Origin of the sequence: Pannonibacter anstelovis (assembly GCF_036881715.1) — a bacterium.
Taxonomy (GTDB): domain Bacteria; phylum Pseudomonadota; class Alphaproteobacteria; order Rhizobiales; family Stappiaceae; genus Pannonibacter; species Pannonibacter anstelovis.
This window is the reverse complement of the sequence record NZ_JBAKBF010000004.1, coordinates 99205-114699: the sequence shown is the minus strand read 5'-3', so window position 1 is coordinate 114699 and position 15495 is coordinate 99205. Positions and strand designations below refer to the sequence as shown.

The following is a 15495-nucleotide window of genomic DNA, read 5'->3' as shown; positions in this document are numbered from 1 at the left end:
TTGTTGTTCAGTGCCTCAGGGAGGCGGTAAAATCGCGGCAGCGGGCGCTTTCCGGTGCGCCGAACACCTTCTCCGGCGTGCCTTCCTCTTCCACGCGGCCCTGATGCAGGAACATGACGTAGCTGGAGACATCCCGGGCGAAACTCATCTCGTGGGTGACGAGCACCATGGTGCGCCCTTCGGCGGCCAGATCGCGGATGACCTTCAGCACCTCGCCGACAAGCTCCGGATCAAGCGCGGAGGTCGGCTCGTCGAAGAGCATCACCGAAGGTTCCATGCACAGGGCGCGTGCAATGGCGGCGCGCTGCTGCTGGCCGCCTGAAAGAAACGCCGGATAGGCATCGCGCTTGTCATGAAGGCCGACCTTGGCCAGCAGCGCTTCTGCCCGCTCCGTCGCCTCGCGCCGGTTCTGGCCCAGCACATGGACAGGGGCTTCGATGACGTTTTCCAGCACGGTCATGTGCGCCCAAAGATTGAAGCTCTGGAACACCATGGAAAGCCCGGTGCGCAGGCGCTCGATCTGGCGCCAGTTGGCCGGATGCAGGCGGCCGTTCCGGTCCGGCTTCAGGGCCACTTCCTCGCCATTGATGACAAAGCGGCCCCGGTCGGGCTGTTCCAGAAAATTGAGGCAGCGCAGGAAGGTGCTCTTGCCCGCTCCCGATGAGCCGATCAGCGAGATCACGTCACCCTTGCGGGCGGTCATCGAAATGCCTTTCAGCACCTCGTTCGGGCCATAGCTCTTGTGGACGTCCTCCACCTCAAGGGCAAAGGCGGGCTCATGCGTCATGGGCAGCCGTTCCGCGTTGTTTCAATCGCCTGTTAGCCCGGTTTTGCCAGCTTGCCAATTGGCATCAGGACGTTTGGGAAAGATATTTCCTTTGGAAGGCGGGAGGCAGAACTGCAGTTTTGTGGGGGGGCGTGCCGGGAGGGAGAGGCTCCCGAAAGCAAAAAAGTCTCACCCCGGATCACGCAAGCGCGTCCGGGGTGATGGAGTGGCTTCAGGTCAGTTTGGTGCCCGCTCTCACACAATCCCCCCGCCAGCGCCGGAAACTGCTGGCCGGACCTCTGCGGCGCGGGCGCGGTAGCCGGAGGCGCGGTATGTGGAAACGGGGTCGATGGCGCCGCCGGACTCCAGACGGGCCATGGCGAGGATTGGTTCCACATCGGTGCGGAAGGCGGCCTTCAGCGTGGTGGTGGCCATCAGCGCGTCGTTGCTGTCCTGGAAGCCGTCGAGGGCCTTGCGGTCCACCAGCAGGGCCTGCGCATAGGCGCGCTGCACCTCCATGGCGCTGGCCATCAGGCTTTCGATCGGATCGGTGACATTGTGCGACTGGTCTAGCATGTGCGAGGGGGCAAAGCCCGGCGCCTTGCGGGTTTCTGCGTCCACGAGCTCGTTGAAGACGAGGAACAGCCGGTAGGGATCAATCGATCCCGTGTCGAGATCGTCATCGCCATACTTGCTGTCATTGAAATGGAAGCCGCCCAGCTTGCCGAACTGGATGAGGCGGGCGACGATCATCTCGATGTTCACGTTGGGCGCATGGTGGCCGAGGTCCACCAGACAGAAGGCCTTGGGGCCCAGCTCCTGCGCGATGAGATAGTTCGTGCCCCAGTCCTGCACTACGGTGGAATAGAAGGCGGGCTCGTACATCTTGTGCTCGGTGAAGAGCCGCCAGTCCTCCGGCAGGGCGGTGTAGATCTGCCGGGCCGCCTCCAGATAGCGCTCGAACTGGCGGGTGAAATGCGCCTGTCCGGGGAAGTTGGAGCCGTCGCCGATCCACACGGTGAGAGCCTTGGAGCCGATGGCGCGGCCAAGCTCGATACATTCGATGTTGTGCTCGACCGCCTGCGCACGGGTGGCGGCATCCGTGTGGGAGAGGGAGCCGAACTTGTAGGAATGGGCCTGTCCGGCCTGATCCTGGAAGGTGTTGGAGTTCATGGCGTCAAAGCCGAGGCCGAGGCTGTCCGCTTTGGCCTTCAGGTCCGCCGGATCGGCCTTGTCCCAGGGAATATGCAGGGAGACGGAGGGCGTTGCCCGGGTCAGCTGCTGGATGACGCCGCAGTCTTCCAGCTTGTCGAAGATGTGGCGCGGCTCGCCTGCGCCGGGGAAACGGGCAAAGCGGGTGCCGCCAGTGCCTACGCCCCAGGACGGCACGGCAACGCCATAGGCGGCAACCTTCGCCTTCACCGCGTTGATGTCGATGCCCCGGCGGGCGAGCCGCTCGCCAAGGCTGTCATAGTCGCGCGCGAGGTCTGCTTTGCGGGCGGCATTGTCCTTCTCAAGGACATCGGAACCGATCATCAGGGTCATGAATGGCCTCCGTCAGCGGGTGAAGGACTGGACGTTGCCTGCGTCCACGTTGATGATGTTGCCGGTGGACTTGGCCGAGGCTTCGCTGGCGAAGAAATAGGTGGCCTCTGCAATGTCTTCCGGCAGCACGGAGCGCTTCAGCAGCGAGCGCTGGCGGTAATGCTCTTCCAGATCCGCCGTGTCCTTGCCATAGGCCTGTGCCCGTTCCTTCAGCCAGTCGCCCGACCAGATCTTGGAGCCGCGCAGCACCGCATCCGGGTTGACCACGTTGACGCGGATGCCATCCGGCGCCCCTTCCAGTGCAAGGCAGCGCGCGAGGTGGATTTCCGAGGCCTTGGCCGTGCAATAGGCGCTGGCGCCGGGAGAGGCGGCAAGGCCGTTCTTGGAGGCGATGAAGACGATCGAGCCGCCAATCCCTTGCGCCTTCATCACCTTGAAGGCGCTGCGGGAAACAAGGAAATAGCCGGTCGAAAGGATCGACATGTTCCTGTTCCACAGCTCGAGGCTGGTTTCCTCGATGGGCGCCGAGGAGGCGATACCGGCGTTCGACACCAGAATGTCGATGCCGCCGAATTCCGTGCAGGCTTCCGCATAGGCCCGCTCCACCGCATCCTCGCTGGTCACATCCATGACAACCGTGCGCACCACGTCGCGGGAGTGGCGGGCGGCCAGGCGCTCTGCCGTCTGGGCGAGGGAATTGGCGTCGATATCGGCCAGCACCACGCAGGCGCCTTCGCTCATCAGCCGCTCCGCCGTTGCCGAGCCGATGCCGCCAGCCCCGCCGGTGACAAAGGCGACACGGCCGGCAAGGCTCTTCGGCCTGGGCATGCGCTGGAGCTTGGCTTCCTCAAGCAGCCAGTATTCGATGTCGAAGGCTTCCTGCTCCGGCAGGCCGCAATAGGTGGAAACGCCGGACGCACCACGCATCACGTTGATGGCGTTCACATAGAACTCGCCCGAGATGCGGGCTGTTGCCTTGTCCTTGGCAAAGGTGATCATGCCAACACCCGGCACCAGATAGACAACGGCATTGGGATCACGCAGGGCGGGGCTGTCCGCATGCTTGCAGCGCTCGTAATAGGCCGTGTAGTCCTGCCGGTAGGCAGCAACCGCATCGGGCAGACCCTTGAGCACGGCGTCCACATCCGGCTTCGCCGGATCAAGCTGCACCACCAGCGGGCGGATCTTGGTGCGCAGGAAGTGATCCGGGCAGCTCGTGCCCAGCGCCGCGAGGGCTTCCATGTCCTGCGCGCAGACGAATTCCAGCACCGCATCGCTGTCGTCGAAGTGCCCGGCCATGTGCTGCTGGCCGCTGACCATGCCGCGAATGGCGGGCATCAGGCGGGCGGCAATGGCGCGGCGCTGCTCACGCGGCAGGATGGCGTGTTTCTGCCCGCCGAAAGCGGCCTTGCCAGCCAGCTTGCCCTCGAACCAGGCCATCGCCTTGTTGATGATTTCGATGGTCGTCTCGTAGCAGGTGCGCGCATCATCGGCCCAGGTGAAGAGGCCGTGGCTTTCCAGCACGACGCCGCGTGCTTCCGGATTTTCGAGGCAGAACTTTTCAAGCCACAGGCCCAGTTCGTAGCCGGGGCGCTTCCACTGCAGCCAGCCGATGTCCTTGCCGAAAATCTCTTCCGTCAGCGCCTTGCTGTCCTTCGAGGCGGCAATGGCGATGATGGCGTCCGGGTGCATGTGGTCCACGTGCTTCTTCGGCACATAGGCATGCAGCGGCGTGTCGATGGAGGCAGCTCGCGGGTTGAGGTTGAAGGTGCAGTGGGGCAGCAGGCCCACCATCTCGTCCTCGAAGGCTACTCCCCGGTAAATGCCCTTCAGCGCCCGCAGCTTGTCCATGTAGAGCGTGGCGAAACCGTCGAGCTTGATGGTGCCCACATCGCCGCCGGAGCCCTTGACCCACAGCACTTCCGCCATTTCGCCGGTCAGTGGATCCTTTTCCATGACCTTGGCGGATGTGTTGCCGCCACCGTAGTTGGTGATGCGCTTGTCGGACCCGAGCAGGTTCGAGCGGTAGAGCAGCCGGCCAGATTCGGTCATGGCCGAAGCCTTTGCCTCATCCCACAGGTTTGCGAGCCGGGAACCGGCGGCGGAATCAGTCATGTAGTCCTCCCGAGAGTGAGCCGGAGCAAGGCCAGCTTTTGACCGGAGACTTGCCGTGATATCTCTTGTTGTCAATCAGTTTCAATCATGATCGATCAAAATTGACGCTGCATTGCAGCAATATGACGAATCGTGATTGACACTGCTCGAATTTGATGGAAGCCTGAGCGGGACATCGGGAGGAATGCATGCACGAGAAAGAGCGTCACAGGATCATCTTGTCCGCCGTTCAGGACCGTCCGGTCGTGACCGTTGCGGAACTGGTGGCGCTGACGGATTCCTCGGAAGCGACCATCCGCCGAGATATCGCGGCGCTGCATGTGCAGAAGAAGCTGCGCCGGGTCCGTGGCGGGGCGGAATCGATCACGCCGCCGCAGTTCGTCGGGCTGGCGGGCCGCCCCTTCAGCGTCAACGAGGCGATCAACGCGCAGCAGAAGCGGGCGATTGCCCGTGCGGCGGTGGAGCTTTGCACGGATGGTGACGCGATCATCATCAACGGCGGCACGACCACTTTCCAGATGGTGCATCCGCTGGCGAGCAAGCGCATGCAGATCTTCACCAATTCGTTCCCGATTGCCGAGCACCTGCTCAAGCATTCGAAGAACACGATCATCCTGTCCGGCGGGGTGATCTACCGGGAGCAGAACATCATCCTGAGCCCCTTCGACAATGACGTGACGCGTAATTTTTATGCGCGGCGCATGTTCATGGGGGCGCAAGGGCTGGGGCCGCTGGGGTTGATGGAGGCGGATCCGCTTCTCATCCAGGCGGAGCAGAAGCTGATCGGGCAGGCGGATGAACTGGTGGTGCTGGCGGACTCGTCCAAATTCCGCAGCCGCTCCAGCCTGATCCTGTGCCCGCTGGACCGCATCACCACGGTGATCACCGATGAGGGCATTCCGGACAGCGCCGCCCAGATGCTGGAGCAGGCAGGGGTGCAGGTGATTGCAGCGCCCGTCGAGGCAGCGCAGGCAAGCGCTGCCGGCGGGGGCTGACGGAATAGAGATTTCTGACCGGCGGGAGGAACGGCCGGTGGAATGACTGGGAGGAAGACAATGACATTCATGAAGACGCTTCTGGCGGCGACTGCTGTTGCCGCGCTCGCATTCTCCGCGCCCGCCCATGCCGAGACCAAGCGCATTGCGCTGGTGGTGAAGGCGCTGGGCATCGGCTTCTTTGAGGCTGCCAACAAGGGCGCGCAGGAAGCTGCCAAGGAGCTGGGCGATGTCGAGATCATCTACACCGGCCCCACCGATACGACGGCGGAAGGCCAGATCGAGGTGATCAATGCGCTGATCGCCCAGAAAGTGGATGCGATCGCCATCTCCGCGAATGATCAGGATGCGCTTGTGCCGGCCCTGAAAAAGGCGATGGACCGCGGCATCACCGTGATTTCGTGGGACTCGGGCGTGGCGCCGGAAGGCCGCCAGCTGCATCTCAATCCCTCGTCCAGCCCGCTGATCGGCAACATGATCATCAAGCTGGCGGCAGATCACCTGCCGGAGGGTGGTGATGTGGCGGTGCTGTCGGCTTCTGCCACGGCGACCAACCAGAACATCTGGATCGAGGAGATGAACAAGGTCAAGGGCAACTACAAGGGCATCAATGTGGTGGCCACCGTCTATGGCGATGACCTTGCCGACAAGTCCTACCGTGAGGCGCAGGGCCTGATGCAGACCTATCCGGACCTGAAGGCGATCATTGCCCCGACCTCCGTCGGCATTGTTGCGGCGGCGCAGGCAGTCACCGATGCGGGCAAGGTTGGCAAGGTCAATGTGACGGGCCTTGGCCTGCCGTCAGAGATGGCCGGGCACATCAAGTCGGGCGCGTCCAAGTCCTTCGCCATCTGGAACCCGATCGACCTCGGCTATGCCGCCACGGTGCTGTCCTACAACCTTGCCACGGGCAAGGCCGAAGCCAAGCCCGGCGCGGAAATTCCGATGGGCCGCATGGGCACGCTGAAGCTGGATGACAGCAACACGGGCGCGATGGCAGATCCGTTTGTCTATGACAGCTCCAACATCGATGCCTTCAAGGACATTTTCTGAGACCTCCCAGGCCTCAACATGTGCCCGGCCTGTGACACGCTGTGTGATTGGCCGGGCACCGTCCGCGACCCTGATACAACATCACACATGACGCCGGGACTGCATGTTCCGGCATAACCGGGGCATTGCCATGCTTGCCAACTTCCCGGATCAGCCGGGTGCTGCCTTGAATCCAGCCAGCGCGAAGGACCTTCCGGTTCTTTCGCTGACCGGCATTTCCAAGTCCTTTCCGGGCGTCAAGGCGCTTTCGGGCGTCTCGCTGGACCTCTATCCGGGGCAGGTGACGGCGCTGATCGGGGAAAATGGTGCGGGCAAGTCCACCATCGTCAAGGTTCTGACCGGCATCTACCAGCCGGATGCGGGCGAGATCCGCGTTGACGGCCAGCCGGTGGCCTTTCCCGCAGCTGAGGCGGCCGCAAAGGCCGGAGTGACGGCAATCCATCAGGAAACCGTACTCTTTGACGAGCTGACGGTGGCAGAGAATATCTTTATCGGCCATGCCCCGCGCAGCCGCTTCGGCCTCATCGACTGGCGCAAGATGCGCCAGGAGGCGCGGCGCCTGCTGGAGCGGATCGGCGCGCAGATTGATCCGGACGTGCAACTGAAGGATCTCGGCATCGCCAGCCGCCATCTGGTGGCCATTGCCCGGGCGCTGTCAATTGACGCCCGCGTCGTCATCATGGATGAGCCGACGGCGGCACTGTCGCACAAGGAAATCGAAGAAACCTATGAGCTGGTGGACCGGCTGAAGGCCGAAGGAAAGGCCATCCTCTTCATCAGCCACAAGTTCGATGAAATCTTCCGCGTGGCTGACCGTTATACCGTATTCCGCGACGGGGAGCTGGTGGGCGCAGGGCATATCCGCGATGTGCGCGAGGGCGATCTTGTGCGCATGATGGTCGGCCGCCCGGTGGATCAGGTGTTTCCCAAGCGCACCCCGAAGCTGGGTGATGAACTGCTGAAGGTGGTGGGTTATGCTCATCCGACAGAGTTCGAGGACATCAATTTCACCCTGCGCGCCGGTGAAATCCTTGGCTTCTATGGCCTTGTCGGTGCCGGGCGCAGCGAATTCATGCAGGCGCTGTTCGGCATCACGAAACCTTCCAAGGGCGCGATCCGCATTGACGGCGAGGTGGCGGTGATCCGCTCCCCGAATGCAGCCATCCGGCAGGGCATCGTTTATGTGCCGGAGGACCGGGGCAAGCAGGGCGCGGTGAAGGGTCTGCCGATCTATCAGAACGTGACCTTGCCCTCTTTGCAGGCCGTTTCCCGCAAGGGGTTTCTGAAGATGGCGGAAGAGTTTGCGCTGGCGCGGGACTATACCCGCCGGCTGGACCTGAGGGCTGCCGCGCTCGATCAGGATATCGGCCTTCTCTCGGGCGGCAACCAGCAGAAAGTGATCATTGCCAAATGGCTGGCGACCCGGCCCCGCGTGATCATTCTGGACGAGCCGACCAAGGGCATCGACATTGGCTCCAAGGCGGCGGTGCATGAGTTCATGGCGGAACTGGCGGGGGAGGGGCTCGCGGTCATTCTCGTCTCGTCTGAAATCCCCGAGGTGCTGGGCATGTCCGACCGCGTGATCGTGATGCGCGAGGGGCGGATTGCCGCCGAATTCGAGGGAGAGGCGATGACGCCGGAAAATCTGGTCCGGGCGGCTGCCGGGATCGAGGAGGGGCACGCATGAGCATCCGTCTTTCCCATGGCCGCGAGCTGGTGCTGGCAGGCGCCATGGTGGCGCTGACGGGGCTGATCGCCTCGCGTTTTCCCGGTTTCGTAGCGCCCGGCAATCTTGCCAGCGTGTTCAATGACACCGCACCGCTGATCATTCTGGCGCTGGGGCAGATGGCGGTGATCCTGACCCGTTGCATCGACCTGTCGGTGGCGGCCAACCTGGCGCTCACGGGCATGGTGGCGGCGCTGGTCAACACCATGATGCCGGATCTGCCGGTGCCTCTGATCATCCTCCTGTCCATCGCGCTGGGTGCGGGGCTCGGACTGATCAACGGGCTGCTGGTCTGGCGCCTGTCGATCCCGCCAATCGTGGTGACGCTGGGCACGATGACCATCTACCGGGGCATCATCTTTCTCATCTCCGAAGGGCGCTGGATCAACGCGCACCAGATGAGCGATGCCTTCAAGGCTTTTCCGCGCACGGTGGTTCTGGGTCTGCCGGTGCTGTCCTGGATCGCGATTGCGGTTGTCACCGGCTTTGCCGTTCTCGTCACCCGCACGGCGCTGGGCCGGGCCTTCCATGCGGTGGGAGGAAACCCGCATGCAGCGCAATATGCGGGTATTGATACGGGGCGCACCCAATGCGCTGCCTTCGTGCTCTCCGGTGCGCTGGCGGGGCTTACCGGTTATCTCTGGGTGGCGCGCTATGCGGTCGCTTATGTGGATATTGCGGCTGGCTTTGAGCTGGACGTTGTGGCGGCCTGCGTCATTGGCGGCATTTCCATTGCAGGTGGAGCGGGCAGCGTGGCGGGCGCGGTGCTGGGGGCGCTGTTCCTCGGCATCATCAAGAACGCACTGCCGGTGGTCAATGTCTCGCCCTTCTGGCAGCTCGCCATCTCCGGCTCGGCCATCCTGATCGCTGTGGCAGTCAATGTTACCCAGAACCGGCCAAAGGGCCGGGTCATCCTGAAGCAGGCGGAGCATACGGCATGACATCCGTTTCCCTTCAAACGCCCGGCTCTGGTTCCGGGGCGCCCGGCGGCGGGCGGCAGATTCCCGACCGGCTGCGCAGTCCTGTGCAGCGGATTGCTACAAGCTGGGAACTGATGCTCTTTGGCGTGGCGGTGGCCATCTTCATTCTGAATGCGCTGGCCTCTCCCTATTTCCTTGATCCGTGGAACCTGTCGGACGCCACGTTCAACTTCACCGAAAAGGCGATGATCGCCTTTGCCATGGCGCTGCTGATCATCTCCGGCGAGATTGACCTGTCGGTCGCTGCCATCATCGCACTCGCCTCCACCGCCATGGGCTATGCGGTGCAGATGGGGGCCGATACGCCAGTGCTGGTGGCCATCGGCCTTGGGGCCGGGCTGCTGTGCGGTGCCGTCAATGGCGCGCTGATCACGGGGCTGGGCCTGCCGTCGATTGTCGTGACCATCGGGACCATGAGCCTCTTCCGTGGCATCTCCTACATCGTGCTCGGCGACAAGGCCTACACCGGCTATCCGGCCTCCTTTGCCTGGTTCGGCCAGGGCTATGTCTTCTGGGTGATTTCCTTCGAACTTGTACTCTTTGCCATTCTGGCTGTCCTTTTCGGCCTGCTGCTGCATGCCACCACCTTTGGCCGGGCGGTCTATGCCATCGGCAACAATCCGGTGGCGGCGCTCTTCTCCGGCATCCGGGTGGCGCGGGTGAAGTTTGCCCTGTTCCTGCTCACCGGGCTCATGTCCGGCGTGGCCGCCATCTGTCTTACCTCGCGGCTTGGCGCGACGCGCCCGTCCATCGCATCGGGCATGGAACTGGAAGTGGTGACCATGGTGGTGCTGGGCGGAGTCAGCATTCTGGGCGGGGCGGGCAGCATTGCCGGTGTCGTCATCGCCGCGCTGGTGATGGGGCTGGTGACCTTTGGCCTTGGTCTTCTCAACGTGCCGGGCATCGTCATGTCGATCTTCACCGGCCTGCTGCTGATCGGCGTCATCGCCCTGCCGCGCATTGCCCGCCAGATCCTGCAGCGCCGCAAGGGAGCGTGAGATGGAGAAATATGCCTTCAAGATGAAGCTCAATCCCGGCATGGAGGCCGAATACCGCCGCCGCCATGACGAGATCTGGCCGGAGCTTTCCGCCCTGCTGAAGGAAGCTGGCATCCGCGACTATTCCATCCATCTCGACCGGGAGACGAATATCCTCTTCGCCGTGATGTGGCGCGAGAGCGCGGAGAAGGTGGCAAGCCTTCCGGCGTCGCCGGTGATGCAGCGCTGGTGGGCGCATATGGCCGATATCATGGAAACGAAGCCGGACAACGAGCCGGTGGCCATTGCCCTTGAAACCGTCTTCCACATGGATTGACCCGGCATGGCCAGCTTGCGCAACATCGCGGTGATCGACATCGGCAAGACCAACGCCAAGGTGGCGGTGGTGGACATCGCGCGCCGTCAGGAACTGGGCGTCCGGCGGCAGCCGAACCTTGTGCGGACGGATGGACCCTATCCGCATTTCGATGTGGAAGGGCTCTGGAGCTTTTTTCTGGAAAGCCTGAAGGAGCTGGCGGCGGAGCACCGGATCGGCGCCATCAGCGTCACCACCCATGGCGCTTCTGCCGTGCTTCTGGATGCCTCCGGCAAGCTGGCCACACCTGTGCTCGACTATGAGTTTACCGGCCCGGATGATCTTGCCAGCCAGTACGATGCCCTGCGGCCCGGCTTTGCACAGACCGGCTCGCCCCGCCTGTCCATGGGGCTCAATCTCGGGGCGCAGCTTCACTGGCTGCTGGAAACGCAAGAGGGCCTGCGGGAGCGCACCGCGCAGGTTCTCACCTATCCGCAATACTGGACCTATCGCCTGACGGGCGTTGCCGCCTGTGAGGTCACGTCACTGGGTTGCCATACGGATCTTTGGAACCCGTTCGAGGGTGTGTTTTCGCCGCTGGTGTCACGGCTTGGCCTTGAGGGCCGCATGGCGCCGGTGCGCAAGGCTGGTGACGTGCTGGGCCCGCTGCTGCCGGATGTGGCGGAACGGGCGGGGCTGCCGAAGGGCATTCCGGTTGCCTGCGGCATCCATGACAGCAATGCCTCGCTCTATCCGCATCTTCTGGCCCGGCAGGGAGCTTTTTCTGTTGTTTCGACCGGCACCTGGGTGATTTCGCTGAGTGTCGGCGCGGCTGCGAAAATGCTCGATCCGGCCCGCGACACGCTGGTCAATGTCAATGCGCGTGGCGGGGCCGTGCCTTCGGCCCGCTTCATGGGCGGGCGCGAGTTTGATCTGATGATGGAGGGGTATGACAGAGCCAGCACGGATGCTGATGTGCAGCAGGTTCTGGACCGTTCCATCCTTCTGTTACCCGCTGTCGAACCGCGCTCCGGCCCGTTTCAGGGCCGGACGCACCGCTGGAGCGTGGACGAGGCCGGTCTGTCTGATGGCCAGCGCTACGCGGCGGTGTCCTTCTATCTGGCGCTCGTGACGGCGGAATGCCTTGCCATGACCGGCGGGCAGGGGCCGGTGATTGTGGAAGGGCCTTTTGCAGCCAACCGGCTCTATCTATCCATGCTGGAAGCGGCCTCAGCCCGGAAGGTGCATGTGGGTGATGGCTCGGTCACCGGCACCAGCATAGGCGCGGCGCTGCTGCTGGCGGGAGATGACGGGCGGGGCGGGGAGGGCGCGGCGCAGGATGACGCGTCTGTCATTCCGGACGCAGCCTTTGCCGCCTATGCCGCTGCGTGGCGGCAGGTGGTGGCTGAGGGGTGAGCTCCCCTCACACCAGTTTGTCCGGCGGGCAGCCCAGCGCGGCGGAGGCCTCGCGGGAGGCGGATTTGAGGAGGCCTGCGTATTCGGCCTTGCGGGTTTCATCGAAGCGGAACAGCGGGAAGGAAATGCTGATGGCAGCGATGGAGCGGCCCAGATGATCCAGGACCGGAATGGCCATGCAGCGCACGCCAGCCTCGCTTTCCTCGATCTCTTCGGCAAAGCCTTGGGCGCGGACCTGCTGGATGGCGGCAAACAGGCTTTGCGCATCCGTGATCGTACGCGGGGCAAGCTTTGGCATGTCCAGTCCCGCGAGGCGCTCGTGGATTTCCTCGTCGCTGCGCCATGCCAGCAAGGCCTTGCCCAGTGAGGTGCTGTGCAGCGGATTGCGGCGGCCGAGGGTGGACTGGGTGGAGAGATTGTAGAAGGAATCGTATTTGTGGATGTAGGCGACGCGCTGCTCCCGGTCATCCATGACGCCGAGATTGATGCATTCGCCGGTAGCCCGTGACAGCCGGCCCATCACCTTGTCGGCGATGCGGATCAGATCCGATTCCTCGTTGAGGGAGCGGGCGCCAAGGCTGAAGAGCTTTAGGGTGAGGCGGTATTTCTCCGTGTCGCCGTCCTGCTCGGCATAGCCAAGGTCAACCATGGTCTGCAAAAGCCGGTGTGCCGTCGTCTTGGAGGTCATGGCCCGCTGGGCGATGGCAGCAAGGCTGGCCTGCCGCTCCTCTACCAATGCCTCCAGCACGGCGAAAACCTTGAGGACCGCAGCGGCGTTTTCGGTTTTGGGCTCGGCTCTGGAAGAAGCCTTGGACTTGCTGTCGGGCATTTTTCTCGTTCAGTATTTTTTGAAATGCCATTCTGAAATTTGAATTCCTGCCTGTCAAGCTGGCGTTGGCCTGATGTGACGAAAGTTTATGCAGGCCTGTAAAAATCGTGTTTCAATCGGTTTAGATGATTGCCAAGGTTGTAGGATTGTGGTTGCCTGATAAATACGGAATTGCGTTCCGAAAAAATTTCAAGCGGTATCTGGGAGGAGATCGCGCATGCATCCGCTGTTGCGGCAGAAGGAGAGGTTTGTCACCCGGGACGAGGTCTGCGGCCTCATCGACCGGCTGACCGGAAACCTCATCAGCATCGAGGACAAGACGGGTGAATTCCTGCTCCGCCTCGAAGATGGCCGCGTCATTGATACCAAGGGTTGGGCCGGTTGGGAATGGACGCACGGCATCGGGCTCTATGGCCTGTTCCGCTACTGGCAGCTGACCGGCAGCACGGAGGCCATGCGCATCATCCGGGACTGGTTCTCGGCACGGCTGACGGAAGGCACGCCAACCAAGAACATCAATACTGTTGCCCCGTTTCTCACCCTTGCCTGGCTGCATGAGCTGGAGCCCAATCCGCAGTGGGTGCCCTATCTGGAAACCTGGGCCGAATGGGTGATGCACGAGATGCCGCGCACCCGAGAGGGCGGGTTGCAGCACATCGTCTACAACAGCGTCAACGACCAGCAGATGTGGGACGACACGCTGATGATGAGCGTGCTGCCGCTGGCCAAGATCGGGCTTGTGCTGGGGCGCCCCGAGTATGTGGAGGAGGCGAAGTACCAGTTCCTGCTGCATATCCAGTACCTGATGGACACGCAAAGCGGCCTGTGGTTCCACGGCTGGAGCTTTGATGGCAACCACAATTTTGCCCGTGCCCTCTGGGCACGCGGCAACAGCTGGATCACCATTGCGATCCCTGAGTTCATCGAGCTTCTGGACCTGAAGGAAGGCGATGCGCTGCGCCGCCATCTCCTGTCTGTGCTGGGCCGTCAGGCGGCGGCGCTGAAGCAGTACCAGCACGAAAGCGGCCTCTGGCACACGCTGCTGGATGATCCATCAAGCTATGTGGAAGCTTCGGCTACGGCTGGCTTTGCCTATGGTCTGATGAAGGGCGTGCGCAAGCGCTATCTGCCGGGCGAATACCTTGAGGTGGCCGAGCGTGCCATGCGCGGCGTTGTCGCCAATATCAGCGAGGATGGCGAGCTGCAGCAGGTGTCCTTCGGCACCGCCATGGGAAGCGACCTCGATTTCTACCGTGAGATCAAGCTGACCTCGATGCCCTATGGGCAGGCGATGGCCATGCTGTGCCTGACGGAGCTTTTGCGCAGCTACATCTGACAGAGCTGCGGGGGAATGCGGCAGGGAGAGGAGCCCTGCCGGAGCACAAAGGCCGCGGAATGGAGGTTCCGGGCCGAACAGGGAGGAGACCAGAATGACTGTCACACGCAGAACCGTCCTTGGGGGAATGGGTCTTGCCGCGCTTGCTGCTGCCATGCCGGGGGGCGCAGCCTTCGCCCAGAACCGCACCATCCGCCACTACTGGTGGGGCAATCCGGAGCGTGACAAGCGCACCTTCGCCGTGATCGAGGCCTTCCAGAAGAAGCATCCGGGTATCACCGTGTCGGGTGAAACCATCGGCTGGGGCGACTACTGGACCAAGATGGCGACCCAGACAGCCGGCCGCAACATGGCCGATCTGGTGCAGATGGATCACCGCTTCCTGTTTGAATATGTCGGACGCGGCGCACTTCAGCCGCTGGATGACCACATCGGCAAGACGCTGATGCTGGATGGCTTCGATCAGGGGCCGCTGGAAGGCGGCAAGGTGGACGGCAAGCTCTATGCGCTGAACATCGGCTCCAACTCGCAGATGGTGGTCTACAACGCGCAGGTCTTCAATGATGCGCGCATCGAGTTCGATCCGCTGAGCTGGACCCACGAGGACTTCGCCAAGATTGCGGCCGCCATCACCAAGGCATCCGGTGGCAGGGTCAAGGGGACGGACGACTTCTCGACCTATATCGAATATCTGGAAGCCTGGGTGCGCCAGCGCGGGCGCGAGTTCTATGACGATGAAGGCAACGTCGCTGCGACTGCGGAAGACGCAGCCACCTTCTTCCAGTTCTGGGAGGACCTGCGCAAGGCTGATGCGGTTGCTTCCAAGGACCGGGCACTGATGCTGGACCCGGCGCTGGCTGAGCGCGGTGTCGTCAAGGGTGACACGGCCATGTCGCTGATCTGGTCGAACCAGATTGTTGGCGTGCAGGACCTGATGCAGGACGAGGCTGGCCCTGCCATGCTGCCGCACCTGCCAGGTGGCAAGCCGGGCCAGTTCATCAAACCGTCCATGTTCCTGTCCCTGTCGCGCGATGCCAAGGATGTGGATGCGGCCATGACCTACATGAATGACTGGGTGAATGATCCGGAGATCACCGGCATTCTCGGCCTTGAGCGCGGCATTCCCTGCTCGCCGAAGGTGCGTGAGGCGCTGGCGCCGTCCTTCAGCTCCATCGAAAAGCGCACGGTGGATTACTTCACGGCCATCCAGGACAAGGTCGGACCGCTGCCCAAGCCCCAGCCCAAGGGGGCAGGAGAAGTGCGTGACGCCTTCATGCGTACGGCGTCCGAAGTCATCCTCGGCAATCAGACGCCGCAGGATGCCGGTCAGATCTTCGTTGAGGATGCCGTGGCCATCATCGAACGCGCGCGCTGATCCCAGCATTGCCTGAAACCACCCGTCCTGCCATCAGCAGGGCGGGTGCTGCAAGACAAGGCCCTC

At 62.8% G+C, this 15495-nt stretch carries 13 protein-coding genes; 9 read left to right on the top strand and 4 right to left on the bottom strand.

Annotated features, from left to right (window positions below):
* Window positions 1–7 precede the first annotated feature (7 nt).
* From V6L75_RS08105 to V6L75_RS08095, 3 genes are all read right to left on the bottom strand, one after another.
* Window positions 8–787 (bottom strand): ABC transporter ATP-binding protein, encoded by a 780-nt coding sequence (locus V6L75_RS08105; RefSeq protein WP_334251001.1) that lies wholly within the window; start codon window positions 785–787, stop codon window positions 8–10.
* A gap of 234 nt (window positions 788–1021) precedes the next feature.
* Window positions 1022–2311, bottom strand: a complete 1290-nt coding sequence (rhaI, locus tag V6L75_RS08100) for an L-rhamnose catabolism isomerase (protein ID WP_334251000.1) — start codon at window positions 2309–2311, stop codon at window positions 1022–1024.
* Between the two features lie 12 nt (window positions 2312–2323).
* Entirely contained in the window at window positions 2324–4426 is a 2103-nt protein-coding gene (locus V6L75_RS08095) for a bifunctional rhamnulose-1-phosphate aldolase/short-chain dehydrogenase (RefSeq protein ID WP_334250999.1), read from the bottom strand.
* Window positions 4427–4614: 188 nt separating this feature from the next.
* Between V6L75_RS08095 and V6L75_RS08090 the strand changes: the two genes are divergently transcribed.
* From V6L75_RS08090 to V6L75_RS08060, 7 genes are all read left to right on the top strand, one after another.
* Window positions 4615–5421: a DeoR/GlpR family DNA-binding transcription regulator gene (locus V6L75_RS08090; protein ID WP_019965538.1), complete on the top strand. Its 807-nt coding sequence runs from the start codon at window positions 4615–4617 to the stop codon at window positions 5419–5421.
* Between the two features lie 60 nt (window positions 5422–5481).
* Window positions 5482–6474 carry a rhamnose ABC transporter substrate-binding protein gene (gene rhaS / locus V6L75_RS08085; RefSeq protein ID WP_334250998.1) on the top strand — a complete coding sequence of 331 codons (993 nt, stop codon included), beginning with the start codon at window positions 5482–5484 and terminating at the stop codon, window positions 6472–6474.
* 103 nt (window positions 6475–6577) lie between these two features.
* Window positions 6578–8161: a sugar ABC transporter ATP-binding protein gene (locus V6L75_RS08080; protein WP_334250997.1), complete on the top strand. Its 1584-nt coding sequence runs from the start codon at window positions 6578–6580 to the stop codon at window positions 8159–8161.
* Window positions 8158–9141, top strand: a complete 984-nt coding sequence (locus V6L75_RS08075) for an ABC transporter permease (protein ID WP_334250996.1) — start codon at window positions 8158–8160, stop codon at window positions 9139–9141. The genes V6L75_RS08080 and V6L75_RS08075 overlap by 4 nt, the downstream gene beginning before the upstream one ends.
* The gene (locus V6L75_RS08070; protein ID WP_334250995.1) at window positions 9138–10178 is read left to right on the top strand and encodes an ABC transporter permease; all 1041 of its coding nucleotides are present in this window, start codon (window positions 9138–9140) and stop codon (window positions 10176–10178) included. The genes V6L75_RS08075 and V6L75_RS08070 overlap by 4 nt, the downstream gene beginning before the upstream one ends.
* A 1-nt stretch (window position 10179) precedes the next feature.
* On the top strand, window positions 10180–10494 hold the full coding sequence (gene rhaM, locus V6L75_RS08065) for an L-rhamnose mutarotase (RefSeq protein WP_019965533.1): 315 nt from the start codon (window positions 10180–10182) through the stop codon (window positions 10492–10494).
* A 6-nt stretch (window positions 10495–10500) separates the two neighbouring features.
* Window positions 10501–11889 carry an FGGY-family carbohydrate kinase gene (locus V6L75_RS08060; protein ID WP_334250994.1) on the top strand — a complete coding sequence of 463 codons (1389 nt, stop codon included), beginning with the start codon at window positions 10501–10503 and terminating at the stop codon, window positions 11887–11889.
* A 7-nt stretch (window positions 11890–11896) separates the two neighbouring features.
* Here V6L75_RS08060 and kdgR read toward each other — a convergent pair whose 3' ends face one another.
* Entirely contained in the window at window positions 11897–12718 is an 822-nt protein-coding gene (gene kdgR, locus V6L75_RS08055; RefSeq protein WP_334250993.1) for a DNA-binding transcriptional regulator KdgR, read from the bottom strand.
* A 217-nt stretch (window positions 12719–12935) separates the two neighbouring features.
* On the opposite strand from kdgR, the gene bglB reads away from it, so the two are divergent.
* Window positions 12936–14054, top strand: a complete 1119-nt coding sequence (gene bglB / locus V6L75_RS08050) for a beta-galactosidase BglB (protein ID WP_334250992.1) — start codon at window positions 12936–12938, stop codon at window positions 14052–14054.
* Between the two features lie 94 nt (window positions 14055–14148).
* The gene (locus V6L75_RS08045; RefSeq protein WP_334250991.1) at window positions 14149–15429 is read left to right on the top strand and encodes an ABC transporter substrate-binding protein; all 1281 of its coding nucleotides are present in this window, start codon (window positions 14149–14151) and stop codon (window positions 15427–15429) included.
* Window positions 15430–15495 lie beyond the last annotated feature (66 nt).

Bases quoted from the DNA above. Each gene is read 5' to 3' on its own strand.
- V6L75_RS08060 (WP_334250994.1), top strand. From the start codon at position 10,501: ATGGCCAGCTTGCGCAACATCGCGGTGATCGACATCGGCAAGACCAAC.
- V6L75_RS08105 (WP_334251001.1), bottom strand. From the start codon at position 787: ATGACGCATGAGCCCGCCTTTGCCCTTGAGGTGGAGGACGTCCACAAG.
- kdgR (WP_334250993.1), bottom strand. From the start codon at position 12,718: ATGCCCGACAGCAAGTCCAAGGCTTCTTCCAGAGCCGAGCCCAAAACC.
- V6L75_RS08095 (WP_334250999.1), bottom strand. From the start codon at position 4,426: ATGACTGATTCCGCCGCCGGTTCCCGGCTCGCAAACCTGTGGGATGAG.
- V6L75_RS08045 (WP_334250991.1), top strand. From the start codon at position 14,149: ATGACTGTCACACGCAGAACCGTCCTTGGGGGAATGGGTCTTGCCGCG.
- V6L75_RS08080 (WP_334250997.1), top strand. From the start codon at position 6,578: ATGTTCCGGCATAACCGGGGCATTGCCATGCTTGCCAACTTCCCGGAT.
- rhaS (WP_334250998.1), top strand. From the start codon at position 5,482: ATGACATTCATGAAGACGCTTCTGGCGGCGACTGCTGTTGCCGCGCTC.
- V6L75_RS08090 (WP_019965538.1), top strand. From the start codon at position 4,615: ATGCACGAGAAAGAGCGTCACAGGATCATCTTGTCCGCCGTTCAGGAC.
- V6L75_RS08070 (WP_334250995.1), top strand. From the start codon at position 9,138: ATGACATCCGTTTCCCTTCAAACGCCCGGCTCTGGTTCCGGGGCGCCC.
- rhaM (WP_019965533.1), top strand. From the start codon at position 10,180: ATGGAGAAATATGCCTTCAAGATGAAGCTCAATCCCGGCATGGAGGCC.
- rhaI (WP_334251000.1), bottom strand. From the start codon at position 2,311: ATGACCCTGATGATCGGTTCCGATGTCCTTGAGAAGGACAATGCCGCC.
- V6L75_RS08075 (WP_334250996.1), top strand. From the start codon at position 8,158: ATGAGCATCCGTCTTTCCCATGGCCGCGAGCTGGTGCTGGCAGGCGCC.
- bglB (WP_334250992.1), top strand. From the start codon at position 12,936: ATGCATCCGCTGTTGCGGCAGAAGGAGAGGTTTGTCACCCGGGACGAG.